10 protein-coding genes are annotated in these 14,587 nt (G+C 66.3%); 2 read left to right on the forward strand and 8 right to left on the reverse strand.

Annotated elements, in window-relative coordinates; translation table 11 throughout:
- Positions 1-9: 9 nt before the first annotated feature.
- Entirely contained in the window at positions 10-636 is a 627-nt protein-coding gene (locus tag ACY65G_RS14075) for a 3-keto-disaccharide hydrolase (protein WP_464997976.1), read from the forward strand.
- A gap of 84 nt (positions 637-720) precedes the next feature.
- Here the strand turns inward: ACY65G_RS14075 and ACY65G_RS14080 are convergent, their stop codons facing one another.
- The 3 genes from ACY65G_RS14080 to ACY65G_RS14090 form a co-directional block, all read right to left on the reverse strand.
- Complete coding sequence (locus ACY65G_RS14080; protein ID WP_464997977.1) at positions 721-1,353, reverse strand: helix-turn-helix transcriptional regulator; 633 nt, start codon at positions 1,351-1,353, stop codon at positions 721-723.
- A gap of 43 nt (positions 1,354-1,396) precedes the next feature.
- Positions 1,397-2,314, reverse strand: a complete 918-nt coding sequence (locus ACY65G_RS14085; RefSeq protein ID WP_464997978.1) for an alpha/beta hydrolase — start codon at positions 2,312-2,314, stop codon at positions 1,397-1,399.
- A 167-nt stretch (positions 2,315-2,481) separates the two neighbouring features.
- Positions 2,482-3,825 (reverse strand): TolB-like translocation protein, encoded by a 1,344-nt coding sequence (locus tag ACY65G_RS14090; protein ID WP_464997979.1) that lies wholly within the window; start codon positions 3,823-3,825, stop codon positions 2,482-2,484.
- 133 nt (positions 3,826-3,958) lie between these two features.
- Here ACY65G_RS14090 and ACY65G_RS14095 point away from each other — a divergent pair, with 133 nt between their 5' ends.
- On the forward strand, positions 3,959-5,647 hold the full coding sequence (locus tag ACY65G_RS14095) for a GDSL-type esterase/lipase family protein (RefSeq protein ID WP_464997980.1): 1,689 nt from the start codon (positions 3,959-3,961) through the stop codon (positions 5,645-5,647).
- Between the two features lie 165 nt (positions 5,648-5,812).
- Here the strand turns inward: ACY65G_RS14095 and ACY65G_RS14100 are convergent, their stop codons facing one another.
- From ACY65G_RS14100 to ACY65G_RS14120, 5 genes are all read right to left on the reverse strand, one after another.
- Positions 5,813-7,795, reverse strand: a complete 1,983-nt coding sequence (locus ACY65G_RS14100; RefSeq protein ID WP_464997981.1) for a rhamnogalacturonan lyase — start codon at positions 7,793-7,795, stop codon at positions 5,813-5,815.
- A 90-nt stretch (positions 7,796-7,885) separates the two neighbouring features.
- Entirely contained in the window at positions 7,886-9,310 is a 1,425-nt protein-coding gene (locus ACY65G_RS14105) for a glycoside hydrolase family 88/105 protein (protein WP_464997982.1), read from the reverse strand.
- Between the two features lie 322 nt (positions 9,311-9,632).
- The gene (locus ACY65G_RS14110) at positions 9,633-12,035 is read right to left on the reverse strand and encodes a TonB-dependent receptor (RefSeq protein WP_464997983.1); all 2,403 of its coding nucleotides are present in this window, start codon (positions 12,033-12,035) and stop codon (positions 9,633-9,635) included.
- Positions 12,036-12,158: 123 nt separating this feature from the next.
- Positions 12,159-13,103 (reverse strand): glycoside hydrolase family 43 protein, encoded by a 945-nt coding sequence (locus ACY65G_RS14115; RefSeq protein WP_464997984.1) that lies wholly within the window; start codon positions 13,101-13,103, stop codon positions 12,159-12,161.
- On the reverse strand, positions 13,100-14,353 hold the full coding sequence (locus ACY65G_RS14120; RefSeq protein WP_464997985.1) for a rhamnogalacturonan acetylesterase: 1,254 nt from the start codon (positions 14,351-14,353) through the stop codon (positions 13,100-13,102). Before ACY65G_RS14120 ends, ACY65G_RS14115 begins: the two co-directional genes overlap by 4 nt.
- Between the last annotated feature and the right edge of the window lie 234 nt (positions 14,354-14,587).

Raw genomic sequence — 14,587 nt, forward strand, 5'->3', positions numbered from 1 at the left:
TGGAGTGTAATGATCAAGAAGATATTGTGCACGGGACTGCTGGCTTTGTGTGCGTCGGCTGGCGCGGAAAACCTGTTTGCGTCGCGCGGCTTCGCTGGGTGGGATTTGCGCACCGATCCCGCCGCCGCCGCGGCCGATGTGTTCCAGCTGCTGCCCGATGGCGTGATCGCGACGGCCGGCAAGCCCTCCGGCTTCCTGGCCACCACGGACAGCTACCGCGACTACCGGCTGCACGTCGAATGGCGCTGGACGGACAAGCCGGGCAACGGCGGCGTGCTGCTGCATATCGCCGACGGGCCGATGGACCGCGTGTGGCCGACGAGCATCCAGGTGCAGACGAAGCACGGCGCCGCCGGCGACCTGCTGCCGATGGCCGCCGCCACGTTCGCCGAACCGCCCACCAGCGCCCCCGGCGCCCAGCCCGTCGTCAAGGCCCGCACCGGTGGCAACAGCGAGCGCCCCGCGGGCGAATGGAACAGCGCCGACATCGTCTGCCGCGACGGCACCATCGACGTCGTCATCAACGGCGTTGTCCAGAACCGCATCACGAAGGCGCAACCGGCCGAGGGGCGTATCGGGTTCCAGCTCGAGGGCGCGGCCTACCAGTTGCGGAATGTGAGGCTGGAAAGGCTGTAGTACGGCGGCGGAGAACCGGTGTGGGATAGCTGTGTTCGCCTGCCAGCAGTTGCCGCTGGAAGCTGTCGGCACGCGCGCCGGCAGCTACTTCACGTCGTTATACGCCGTCGCCCGCGAAATCCCCAGATGCGCCGCCGCGATCTCCATCGCCCGCCGCACCTCGAGAAACCCGGCTGCCTTCAGCTCCCGCATCAACGCCCGCCGGTCCTCGGCCTTCAGCAACTGCGGCGAAGCAGCCAGGCCGGCCGCATACTGGTCGATGCGCCGCCGGATAGCCTCGGCATTGGCCGGGTCCAGCGACTCCTGGAACGGCGCCGTGCCGGTGGCACCGAACTGCTGCAGCGCGTTCTGCATGGAACGGAACAGCGACATGTCCACATTCAGGCACAGCGCCGCCACATAGTTGCCTTCCGCATCCTTGATGCCGATGGACGTGCTCTTGGCGGGGCGGCCATCCGCGAACCGGTTCGCATAGTTGGCCACCACCTGCGGATAGCCGCTGTCGGCGATGCGCGCCAGCCCCAGCTCCGTGGCCGGATCGCCGGGCGCACGGCCGGACAGGTTGTTGTGGATGGCGAGGATCGCATGGTCCGGGTCGCGCAGATCGTGCACCACGACTTCGCAGAAGGGCGCGAACGTTTGCGCCAGGCCCTGGGCGACCTGGTCCAGCTGGGCGATCAGCGCGGCGGCGTCGGATTCAATGGGGAGCTTGGACATGCGGCACATTGTATCCGGTGCCCGCTATTGCTTCCTTGCGTGCTCAATTCGCCGGTGTGGATGGCGTCAGCAGCCCGCGGGCGCGCAGCCATTCCTCGGCACGGCGCGGCCATTGGGAAGCGTTGGCGCGGCCGCCGTGCAAGCCCATGCCATGCGAGCCCTGTTCGAACAGGTACATCTCGGCGGGAACCTTGTGCTTCGTGAGCGCCTGGTAGAACAGGATGCTGTTCTCGACCGGCACCACGGCGTCGTCCTGCGTGTGGATCAGCAGCGTGGGCGGGGTTTGCGCCGTCACCTGTTGTTCGAGGGACATCAGGCGCACCACCTCGGGCGTTGGCTTGGCGCCCAGCAGCGCCTTGCGCGAACGCGTTTGCGCGGCGGCGTCTTCCATCGAGATCACCGCGTACAACAGCACGAGGAAATCCGGGCGGGCGCTCACCTTGTCGAGGTCCGTGCCCGTGCGGCCGGCCGGATTGTCGTACAGCGTGCCGGCGCTGGCCGCGAGGTGGCCGCCTGCCGAACTGCCCATCACGCCGATGCGGTTCGGGTCGATGCCGAACTCCGCCGCGCGCGAACGGACCAGGCGCACGGCGCGCAGCACATCCTGTAGCGGGGCCGGGTGCCCGAACTCCTGCATGCGGTAGTTCAGCACGAACGTCGTCACGCCCAGGGTGCCGAGCCAGTTGGCATACTTGGTGCCCTCGTGGTCGGCCGACAGGCGCACATAGCCGCCGCCCGGTGCCACGATGATGGCCGTGCCGTTCGGGCGACCGTCGGACGGGCGAACCAGCGTAATCGTGGGGTTCGACGTGTTCTGGATATAGCCCTTGCCCTTCTGCTCGGGGCCGATATCCTTCTTGCCGGGAACCCCTTCGGGCCACAGGGGGAAGACATCGGGATCCGCGGCGGCGGCATACGAGAAGGCCATGGCAAGCAGGATGGGAAGAACGAATTTTTTCATGAGTCGCAAAATGTGATGATCGGCGGGGCTATTGTGCACTGGACTGCTCGCCTTGCGCGCGCCGGCTGGCAGGGAGGCATGGCCCGGGATCACCGGGCCCCGCACCCGGGTCATATACAGATGGGCGCCTCTCTGCCTTACTTACTTACTTGCTACTCACTTTTCACTCACTTCCGCTTCAGCCAGTCCTTCGGCACCGGCACGACAACGATGTTCATCGCCTTGCCATCGGCGGACAGCATGGCCGACTGGATCTGGATCTTCGTGCCGTCCGCATTGAAGGTGGGGTGCGGATGGTCGGCGGCGGTGTCCTTGTGGCCGGTGGTAAGCAGCTTCATTTCGCGTGTCTTCCGGTCGATCAGCCACAGCGACCGCGAAAAATCGTCGCCCACGGCGAAACGGCCGTCGGGCGAGCCGTGCACGTGCCACAAGCCGCTGCCGGAGGGCGTCTGCCCGGCGATCGTCATCTCGCGGGTGCGCAGGTTGACGATGGCGAGCCCCGTCGGTTTTTCGCGCGTGCCGGCATCGCCCCATGCCGCATCCTGGCCCGGATTGGCGCCGTAGACGCCGGTCGCGGGACCGGCCACGCCGCCGCCGCCATCCTTCACCGGCCGGTGGCCCATCAGCGCCATCGCCACTTCATCCTTGGTGATTACCGCCTCGTGCGTCACCCATTCGTACGACGCTTCCGGATACAGCGGGCGCAGGCCGCTGCCGTCGGACCGCACGGTCCACGTGCGCTGCGGCGACTTGCCGCCGGTCTCCCAGCAGAACACGATCTCGCCGGGGTTCCACAGGTTGGCCTGGATGTGGCCGATCTGGAAGCCCACGGAGACTACCTGCCGGATTTCCCCCGTCTTCACGTTCAGCCGCGCAATGCCGTTCGGCCCCGCACCCATGTTGCGCGGGCCGAAGTTTTCCTCGATCTTCGCGCCCGCCGGCAGGTGTTTCGCCGCCGCGTTGCGGCCCACCCGGAAGTACACCCATTCCTCGTCGGCGTCGAGCGCCATGTCCCCACCCGCTTCCAGGTCGGCGGGCGTGGTGCCGGCGATGCGCTGGTATGCGTCCGGCGCCTTCATCCTGCCGGCGGCGCTGTCGCGGAACACGGCCGCCAGGTCCACCTCCACGATCTGCAGCACGCCCTGTTCGGCGGCGGGGCGCATGAAGTACAGCTTCATCGATTTCTGCGCGATGTTCAGCATGCCCGAATAGCCGCCCTCGGTCACCTGCACGATGTCGCCGGTGGTTTCGTTGACGGCCATCGCCTCGCCTTTCACGCGGTTCGAGCGGAACACGAGCCATTTGCCGTCGGACGTCCACTGCGGGTGCGTGGGGTAGATCTTCGAGTCGCCCTGCGGTGTACTGGTGAGGAAGGTCAGCATCGTGCCCGTGACGGGGTCCTTCACGACCTTGCGTTCGGAAGGAAAGCGCTGGCCGATGCCGGCGTGGGCGGCGGTGGTGAAACAGAGCGCCGCGCACACGGCGGCGCGCAGCAGGGTAGAGGTGTTCATCGTGTGTGCCCAGGGTGGAAAGGGCCGATTGTGCGCCCGGCCGCGCAGGTTGCGCATGCCGGCTCCACTCATCTTCCTGATCGTTTGCAAGCCGCCGCGAACCCCTGCAAAACCGCTGCCGTAGAATGGGTTCATGAAACGATACCTTCAATCCCTCTTTCTTTTCCTCTTGTGCCACGCGGTCGCCCAGGCGCAAGCGAGCCTGCCTTCGGCGGTGAATACCGATCCGGCCAGGGCGCAGGTCGTGCTGCCGGAACCGGCCAATCCGTCGCTGCCGTCCCTGATCCTGATCGGCGACTCCACGGTGCGCAACGGCCACGACGACGGCCAGGGCAAGGGCCCGGCCGGCCAGTGGGGCTGGGGCAATCCGATCGCGAACTACTTCGACGAGTCGAAGATCAACGTCGTCAACCGCGCCGTCGGCGGGCTGTCCAGCCGCACGTACGTCACCAGCGGACACTGGCAGCGCACGCTGGCGCTGGTGAAGAAGGGCGACGTGGTGCTGATGCAGTTCGGGCACAACGACGCCAGCGCCATCAACGATACCAGCCGCGCGCGCGGCACGATCCGCGGCACCGGCAACGAGACCGAGGAGATCGACAACCTGCTGACGAAGCAGCGCGAAACGGTGCATAGCTACGGCTGGTACCTGGCCGACTACATCGCGCAGATCCGCGCGAAGGGCGCCACGCCGGTCGTGGTGTCGCTGATACCCCGCAAGCGCTGGAGTGACGATGGCAAGGTGCGCCGCAACGCCGGCGACTACGCGGGCTGGGCGAAGGAAGTGGCGAAGCGCGAGAAAGCGGGCTTCATCGACCTGAACGAACTGGCCGCGCGCCGCTACGACGAGATCGGCCGCGACGAAGTGATGAAGCTGTTCCCGCTCGTGACGCCGGACGAATCCGTGCACACCAACTGGGCCGGCGCGGACCTGAACGCGCGGATCGTCGTCGGCGGCATCAAGGCGCTGGGCCTGCGAACGCTCGTCGGCGCATTGAACGAACGGGGCAGGGCCATCCCTGCCGCCTCCGCCGGCGAGGACGAACGTCCCGTCGTCGACGCGGCATCGGTGAAAGCCGAGCAGGCGGCGAACAGCGCGCTGCCCACGCTGCACCTGGTCGGCGATTCCACGGTGAAGAGCGGCGGTGCCGGCGGCCATGTCGGCTGGGGCGAGCGCATCGCGCCATACTTCGACACGTCGCGCGTGAATGTCGTCAACCATGCGATCGGCGGCCGCAGCAGCCGCACGTTCTATACGGAAGGACGCTGGCAGCGGGTGCTCGACCAGCTGAAGGCCGGCGACATGGTGGCGATCCAGTTCGGCCACAACGACGGCGGCAGGATCGGCGACCCGGCCATGAAGGGCCGCGCCTCCGGCCCCGGCACCGGCCCGGAAACCGTCGAGGACAGGAAGGCCGACGGCACGGTCGAGCAGGTGCGCACGTTCGGCTGGTACATGGCCCGCTACGTGCAGGATGCAAAGGCAAAGGGCGCGACGGTCGTGCTGCTGTCGCCGGTCCCGCACCGCGACGTGTGGCAGGACCGCCGCGACTTCGAGACCTTCGCCCAGTGGGGCCGCGAAGTCGCGCAGCGCCATGGCGCGCAGTTCGTCGACCTGACCATGGTGGTCACCGAGGGCTACCGCCGCGCGGGTGCGGGCGTCGTCGACACCTTCTTCAGCGATGCGCGCACGCACACCAACGAAGCCGGCGCCACCTTCAACGCCCAGCGCGTGGTCGCGGCCTTGCGCGGCCTGCCGGGCGGGCTGGTGGACAAGTGGCTGTCAGCGCAGGGCCGGCAGGTGGAAGGCGTGAACCCCTGAGAGACCAGAACAGTCAGGGACGAAAAATCAGGGAAAATCAGGGACGGACCCTGTTTTTTCGTGAAGAAGCGGCAGTCAATAAGTTGCCTGGAAAATGGGGACGTACCCCATTTTTCAGGCAACATTGCTCGGAAAATGGGGTACGTCCCCATTTTTTGAGCAACTTTACTTAGCTGCGGCTGGCATGCCTTCGCCGATGTAGTACGACGGCCACGGTGGCTGGTTGTAGGCGGTGTTCTGCCAGGCGATGGCGGCGCGGTACTGAGGATCGTGCATCAAGGTGGTGAGCTTGTGCGTGGTGGGGATCGATGTCGAGTAGATGCGCAGGCTGTTGTTGTCGGCCGCGCGCCAGATGACTTCCTCGCGCCAGTCGCCGAACAGGTCCACGGACAGCGCGGGGTTCGACTTGGTGCCGTTGTTCGATGCGGCGCCTTGCGCGTCGAGCAGCACGTCGGCGCGGCCCGATTGCCAGTTCCACTTGGAGACCTTGGTGCCATCGAGCAGCTCGCGCTGCAGGTCGCCGTCCCACCACACCATGAAGTTCATCTGGCCCGGGCGGGTCGTGGCGATCACGTTGCCCTTCGCGTCGAACAGGTTCGGCGATGCCGCCGACCAAGCTTCGGCGCCCGGGAAGCGCGGATCGATGTCGCCCGTGGCGCCGCGGCCCGTGTCCTTCGTGGCCGGCGTGGACCACAGCACTTCGCCGGTGCGTGCGTCGACCATCGCGGCGCCACGGTTCTGCGCCATCGTCATGTTCTCGTGGACGCCCCATTTCTCCAGGCCGGGACGGGTCGGATCCAGGTCGCCAACGTGCATCGCATCGCCGTGGCCCATGCCGGTGGTCCACAGCGGCTTGCCGTCGTCGTCCAGCGCCATCGCGCCGTACAGGATCTCGTGCCGGCCGTCGCCATCGAGGTCGGCCACGCTGAGCTGGTGATTGCCCTGGCCCGAATATCCCTGGGGTACGCCGGCCGCCTCGGAATCGAAGTACCAGCGCTGTTTCAGTTTTCCGCCCGCGAAGTCGACGGCGGCGATCGTGGTGCGCGCATAGTAGCCGCGGGCGAAGATAGCGCTGGGGCGCTTGCCGTCCAGCCAGGCGGTGCCGGCCAGGTGACGGTCGGACCGGTTGGCGTAGCCATCGCCCCAGCGCGCTTTCAGCTCGTCCGCGCTCGGGTTGTCGCTATCCTCGCCGCGCTTCGACGGATACGGGATCGTATCCAGCACGCGCCCCGTGGCGCCCTCGAACACGGACAGGTATTCCGGCCCCTTCACGATGCGGCCCATGAAGCCGGCCATCAGCTTGCCGTCGTCCGTGCGGCGCGACCCCGTGCGGTCGGTCTGCTCGATTTCCCCGCTGCCGCTGACCCAGTTGGCGCCCGCGTCGCCGATGATCCTGCCCGCGCCATCGCGCGAGCCGTCCGCCGTCTTGACGATCAGTTCGGCCTTGCCGTCGCCATCGTAGTCGGCCACCTGGAACTGCGTGTAGTGCGCGCCGGCGCGGATATTGCGGCCCAGGTCCAGGCGCCACAGCAGCGTGCCATCGAGCCGGTAGGCGTCGAGCAGCACGTTGCCGGTGAAGCCCGCGCAGCAGTTGTCCTTCGATTCGCTCGGGTCCCATTTCAGCACGATTTCGTACTGGCCATTGCCATCGAGGTCGGCCACCGATGCGTCGTTGGCGTTGTACGTGTAGTCCTTGCCATCGGCGGTCCTGCCGCCGGCCGGGCGCTGCAGCGGCACCGTGAGGAAGCCGTCGATGGCCAGCGCCTTGCTGGCCGCACCTTCCGCACCGTTCACCACTTCGCGCACTTCATAACTGCCCGTGCCGCCGCCGGCGGCATCGGTGAAATTGGTGGACGTGGCCAGCGGCTCCGTATTGAGCTTCCTTCCGTCGCGATAGACGTTGAACGCCAGGTCCGGCACATCGGTCGCCAGCGCACGCCAGCTCACGAGCGTGCCGGCCTTGCCGCGCACGACTACCGTGCCGCGATCGAGTTTTTCCAGTTGCATGGCGGTTTTCACCGGCACCATGGCGGTGCCGATCGTCGTGGCGGTACCTGGCGCCGCCACGTTCGCGGTGCCCGTGGTGCCGCAGGCGGCCAGCAAGGCTGCCGCGACAGCCGCCGCGCAAAGCGTCATCGTTGTCTTCATTCCGTTCTCTCCTGCGATAAGAAACGGCTGCGGTCCCGGACGGGGGAGCGCAGCCGCGATGTCATGCGAATGGCGTTGGAAACCGGTCGATCAGCGCTGGCCCTGGTACATGAAGCCGCTGTCGTTCAGGCCGAACTTGAACTTCTTGTTCATCTCGATGATCTCCGCACCGGCCAGCAGCAGCGGGCCGTAGCCGTGCGCGGCGCGGGTGCTGGTGGGGCGGTAGTAGTAGAACGCCGGGTCGAATGCCATGCCGGTGCCCACGCAGATGCCTTCGATCTCGCCTTTCGCGTTCACCTTCGAAGCCACCGCGTTCCACGCCAGGTTGGCCATCGGGCCATACGATTCCTTGTCCAGGTAGCCGCGGTTGACGGCGCGCGCGATCGCATACGTGTAGATCGCCGTGGCCGACGTTTCCAGGTACGAGTCGTTACGGTCGATCAGCTGGTGCCACAGGCCGTCCTTGTGCTGGAACTTGGCCAGGCCCTTCGCGTGCGCGCGCAGCTGGTCTTCCACGGCCTTGTAGCCCTTGTGGTTCTTCGGCAGCACTTCGAGCACTTCGACCATCGCCATGATGGCCCAGCCGTTGGCGCGCGCCCAATGCAGTTCCGGATGGTCGCGCAGGCCTTCCACGTAGCCGTGCATGTAGATGCCCAGCTGCGGGTTGAACATGCGCTTCGAGAACTGCAGCACCTGCTTCACGGCATCGTCATAGTATTTCGTGTTGCCCGTGTCCTTGCCCAGCAGGGCGATGGTCGGCACGCCCATGAACATGTCGTCCAGCCACAGCGTGTTGGTCAGCGGGCGCTGCTTGTTGCCGCCCTTGCCATCGGGGCCGCCGCGCGCCAGCGTGCCGTCCGGCAGGCGGTATTCCTTCTCGGTGACGAACTTGCCGCAGATGTCCACCATCTGGCCATAGTTCACCTTGGAGCCCATCTGCTTGGCCTTCAGGAAGCTCATGCACAGCGCGCCGGCATCGTCCAGCGCGTGCGGATTCAGGAAGCTCTTGATCGGCGCATGCGAATTCGCCGGGTCGGCCTTCACGGCCGGCAGGTACAGGCGCGTGAGGTCCGCCATCAGCTGGTGGCGTTTCGTGGTGTATTCGGTATAGCGCTTGTCGCCGGTGGCGGCGCCGGCGGCCAGCATGCCGGCGTAGGTGACGCCCCATTCATAGCTGGTCAGGCGGAAGTCGCCCGGTTTCAGCACGGCTTCCGGGTTGGCCTTGTCCAGCTTTGCGATCGGCGCGTGCGAGGTCTTGTCGATCAGTTCGGCCGGCGTGGTGGCGTCCAGGTACGTGAACACGCGGTCCATCACAGCCTTCACTTCGGCCGCTTCCATTGCGCGGTACGGGTTCGGGTACTTGACTTCGAGCGCGTGCAGCATCGCATCCGCCGCGGCCGGGCCCTTCTCCTGCGCGACCGGGGCTTCCTGCGCAACGAGGTGCAGGGAGGTGCATGCGAGCAGCGTGCCGATCAGCAGCCGGCCAGCCTTCAATTTGAACGGGGTCTTCTTCACTTGAACTATCGTCTCCGAGGTTAATGGTGGCCGCGCTTGCGATCTGCGCTGCGATCCCCAGGAACAGTAGCCGATATGGTTGAGAGGTGCAATGCGGTGAGCGCTTCGGGGCGCTTTTGCTCGCATTGTTGATTGGAGAGGGGGTTAAGGTGCGCGAGCAAAAGACTGGGGTCAGTCCCCTTGGGGCGCTCGGTATGCCTCGGATGCCAACACTTACCGGGGACAGACCCCGGCGCGCGAGCGCTATGTGCGACTTCAGGAAAAGACCGGTGTCTGACACCTTTTCCCGCAGGCGGGAAAAGGTGTCAGACACCAGATGCGCTTACATGCCCGGGCCGAAGCCGCCGGGACCAGGGCCGAAACCGCCGGGGCCGCGGGGGCCGTTGCCTTGCGGGCCGCGGAACATGCCGGGGTTGTTGCGCAGGCCCGGGTCGCCGGAGACGCCGCCGAAGCTGTAGCTGAGGGCGACCATGAACGTGCGGCCCTGCTGTTCGCTGTAGTTGTACTGCCGCACGGTGCTGGTGACCTGGCGGTTCTCGTTGACGTTGCTGTCGAACAGGTCGCGCACGCTGGTGCGCAGCCGCCATTGCGGCGTGAGGGCCCACGACCACGACAGGTGCGCCTGCCAGTTCGGTTCCGATTCGAACAGGCCGTTCAACTGCCGGCCCGTGTAGTTGCCGTTCAGCTGGATCGTGTGGCCTTCGAAGCCCGAATAGCTGAAGCGCAGCTGCAGCGTGGGCGTGTTCTGGCGCCGTTCCGTTTCAACGGAGTAGTTCGCGCCGTTTTCGTTCGTCAGCGTGGCCAGGTACGATTGCGTCACGCGGCGGTAGCCCACCGTGCCGTCCAGCCGCACCTCGCGCGATGGCTTGTACTGCAGGTTCCAGCTGATGCCGTCGTTCGTCTTGGCGCCGAAGTTCACCGCCTCGCTCACCACGGCCGTGCTGCCCGGCACCGGCGTGAGGAAGCGGCCCAGCAGCGGACTGTCCTTCTCGCGGAACAGCGAAAGGTTGCTGTTCACGGCGCCCCACGTGTCGGTGTATTTCAGCTCGTACTTGTCGCCATGCGTGGGCGCCAGGCGCGGGTCGCCCTGCGAGTAGTTCTGGTCGTCCACGTACTGCACGTTCGGGTTGATGTCTTCCGGCGACGGCCTGCTGATGCGCCGCGAGTACGCGCCCGTCACGGTGGCGCCGCGCTCGCCCCAGCCGTATTGCAGGTGCAGGCTTGGCAGCAGCTTCTTCGTCGAGTCGCTGGCCGAGTTGCCCTGGTTGATGTAGTCCATGTCGCGCTCGACCATCTCGTAGCGCAGGCCGGGCAGCATGGTCCAGTGCTCGGAGATTCGCACGTTCGGCGAGAAATACACGGCATACGTGTTCTCCGTCACTTTGAATGCGCTGGCCCGGTTGAAGTCCACCACTTCCTCGCCCGTCAGCGGGTCGATGTTGAAGTAGTCGGCATCCGATTCGCCCGTGCGGCGGCCCACCTTGGCACCGGCCTTGAAGTTGAAGACAGGGCTGATGCGCTTGTTGTAGTCGAGGCTCAATTCGGTGAGCCGCTCGGACCTGTCGTTGCCGTTCGTGCTTTCCGGCCGCGCGCCGGCGGGCGGCGCCACCACGTAGGCGTTGCGGTTCCAGCTGTCCGTCTTCGACTCGGTGCCCGACGTGCGCAGGTCGATGTTCAGCTTTTCCGTGGCGCTGTACTTGCGTTCCCAGCCCAGCGCGAGCTGGTACACGGTGGCCTGGCTGCCGCGGTCGATGCTGCGGAAGTATTCCTCGTAGGGCGAGGCGCCGCCGTGATATGTCTGGTAGTACTCGTTCGAACCGGTGTCGCGCAGCGAACGGTTGAAGTTCATGGCCGCGCTCACCCGGTCCGTCTCGCCCAGGTTGTAGCTGATCGTGGGGTTCAGCGACAGCGTCTTCGACGGCGTGCGGCTCGTGTTCTCGCGGTGCGTCGTCCACACGCTGTTGCCGACCTGCGTCTCCGTGTCGGAATAGCCCTTGCGCTCGAATACGTTGCGCATCACGCCGACCTGGCCCTCGATCTGCAGCCGGCCGGCGACATGGCTGCCGGACAGCGACGTGCCGTAGCGGCCTTCCGTGCCCACGTTGACGGACGCCGTGCCCTGCGTGCCCGGCGCGCGCACGCGCCGCGTGACGAGATTCAGGATCGGGCCGCTGCCGCCTTCGGAGCCGAATTCGGCGCCCGGCGTGGTGATCACCTCGATGGATTCCAGCGCCTCGGCCGGATAGCTGTTCAGCGCATCGCCCGCGTTCTGGCCGGAGAACATGGCCGAGCGCTTGCCGTTGACGAACACCTGCGCGTTCTGGTTGCCGCGGATGGCCACTTTACCGTCCTGGTCGACGGTCACGTTCGGCACGTTCGCGATCACGTCGGCCGCCGACGCGTTCGGCGTGATCACTTCCGACTTCACGTCATATGTCGAGCGGTCGATCTGCTCGGCGGGGCGCTCCGCCACCACGGTCACGGTCTGCATCGGGGTGCTGCCCGCCTGTTCCGGCGCGGGGGCCGGCTTCTTCGTTTCGTCGACCGGCGTTGCAGTCACGGTGGACGGCGCGGTGGACGTGGCGGCTGGCGCGGCTGCGGTGGCTGGCTTCGTGACGACAGGCGCGGCAGGTGCCTGCTGTGCCTGCGCCATACCCAGCTGGCCGACCAGGGCACCGAGCAGCAGCGCGGGAAGGGGACGCAGGACGAGTTTCGATGGATTCATTGCGTGGCTGTTTTTGTAGGAATGATGGGCGGGATTGTACCTGCCGCATCCGTTGCCATTATTTCCACCGCAAGTCGTTAAGTAACATAGTGTGAATCGGGGTAAATCCGTGTGAAGAGGAGTTCATTTCGCAGCCCGCAGCTTCGCCAGCACGGCTTCCGGCACGGGGATCACGGTGCCGTGCCGCATCCGCACGGGTGTGCCTTCATCCGGGAAGCGCATCCTGTCCGTCACGTCTTCCCATGTCTTCAGGTCGCGCGAGCGCAGCGCGCCGTAGTGCTTCGTGGTATAGGCGTCGAAGTACAGGATGACATCCTGGCCGGCCTGGATGGCGGTCGGACCCTCGACCCACAGGCCTTTCGGCGTGATCGGCGCCGACAGCGGCTTGAACGGCCCGCGCAGGTCCGGCGCCTCGGCGACCTGCAGGTACTTGCGCGGCGGTTTGACCGTTTCATCCTTCACGATCAGGTAATCCTTGCCATTGGCGCGCACGAACGTGGCGTCGATGACGGAGAAGCCCGGGTCGTAGAAGAGCTGCGTGGGCGCGAAGTTCGTGAAATCCTTCGTTGTGGTGTAGTACATGCGGTGGTTGTACTTCTGCTCGGACGAGCCGGCAGTCTCCGTGAACTTGCCCGGCACCGTGGAAGCCCAGAAGATCAGGAACTCGCCGCGCTTGTCGTCGTACACGATCTCCGGCGCCCATGCGTTCAGCACGCCCGGTTCATGTGCCATCACGGGCAGTTCCTTCTGCTCGGACCAGTTGACGAGATCCTTCGACGACGCATAGCCGATATTGTTTTCGTTCCAGCCCGATGTCCATACCATGTGATACGTGCCGTCCGGCCCGCGCACGATGCACGGGTCGCGCATCAGCTTCGACTTGCCCACCTTCGGCGTGATGAAGCTCTTGCCGCCAGCAACCTTGTCCCAGTTGTACGCATCCGTGCTGGACGCGAAGTGCAGGCCGTCCTCGCCGTTCTTCGTGAAGTAGGCAAAGATGTAGCCGTCGGCGGCGAAGGCGGGCAGGGTGCAGGAGAGCAGTGCGGCTGCAATCAGTTTGCGGATCATCGGTTGGCCTCATCGCCCAGCGGGCGCTCGTTGGTGTAGCGGGGGCTCGCCGGCACGGCGAATGTATCGAATGGGGCGGGGCGGGCGGGATCGAATGCGAAGCCATCCACGATCTGGGCGGCGACCGGCAGCTTCGCGTCGCGGATGCCGGCGGCGACCGCCTTGGCCAGCAGCCATGCTCCGTAGTTGCTGTGGTGCGTGTTGTCGATCTGGCCGTCTTTCGTGGCGAACGCCGGCTTCGAGCCTTCGACGCCCAGCGCGGCGTAGAGCGCCAGGCTGGTGGCATTCAGGTCGATGTACGGCACGCGCAGTTCCTCGGCGGACTGGCGCGCGGCCGTGGCATAGTCGGCCAGCGTCGCATAGGGCTTGCCCGCCGCATCGAAACGGCGGCGCTCCATCGACGACACCACCACCGGCAGGCCGCCCGCGGCGCGCACCATGTCCACGTGCCGGCGCAGCTCGGCCTTGTAGGTGGTGAACGGCCCGCCGCTGCCGGCCGCGATCTGCTTCTGGTCGTTGTGGCCGAACTGCAGCAGCACCACGTCGCCGGGGCGCACCTGCGACACGATCTTGTCGATGCGGCGGCGCGCCAGCGAATCGCGGAACGTCTCGCCCGACTGCGCATGGTTGGCGACGGCCACGCCGGGCTTGAAGAAGCGCGTCAGCATCTGGCCCCAGCTGGCATACGGCTCGCCCGGCTGGTCGCTGACGGTGGAGTCGCCCAGCAGGAAGATCGTCGGTACCTGGACGGGTTCGATCTCGACCTTGTCCACCCCACCGTGGATCTCGAGCGTGATGCGCTTGTCCCAGTTCCACGCTTCCTGCACCGTTTCGCGCGGCGCCTTCAGGTCGACGGCGCCGGGCTTCATGCCATTCGCCGCGGCGATGATCGGCGTACGCGTGTTGACGACGAATGTGCGCTTGACCGACTGGCCCGCGGGTACGACGACGTTCTCCAGCATCAGGCGGCGCACCTCGGACTTGATCGTGTGCGTGCCCGGGCCGAGGGTGACGGTGACGGCCACGTTGCCTTCGGGGACGTCGGCCGAGAAGAACGTTGCGGCAGCGGTGTTGCCGGCTTCGAAGCCGTAGCCGCGCGCTGTGTCGTAGGCGCTGCTGGCCTGCACGGCCGTGTAGCCTGCTGCCGGCTTGGCGGTGAAGTCGAAGCGCCAGCCTTCGGCGGGCATGGCGGCGAAGGCTGCGGGGGCTGCCAGACCGAGGAGCAGGGCGGCGAGGGGTTTGATCTTCATGGGAGGTGAGGGAGTGGTTGCCTGCGCGGTATTTTAGGGGGCGAGTGGCGCGTGGCCCGTGGGAGCGCCCAAAGAATCAGGGCAGTGAGCGTGGGGAATGCATGCGTTGTGGCAGCGTTAGAGGAACACCGGTCAGAAGCAAACCGGTCGGTCCGCCGCAGCGGTCTGACACCATTTCCGGATGAATCTCCCGGAAATGGTGTCAGACACCGGTGTTCAGCGGCCAACAACCAC

It is taken from the genome of Pseudoduganella sp. jia 12, from assembly GCF_055502675.1.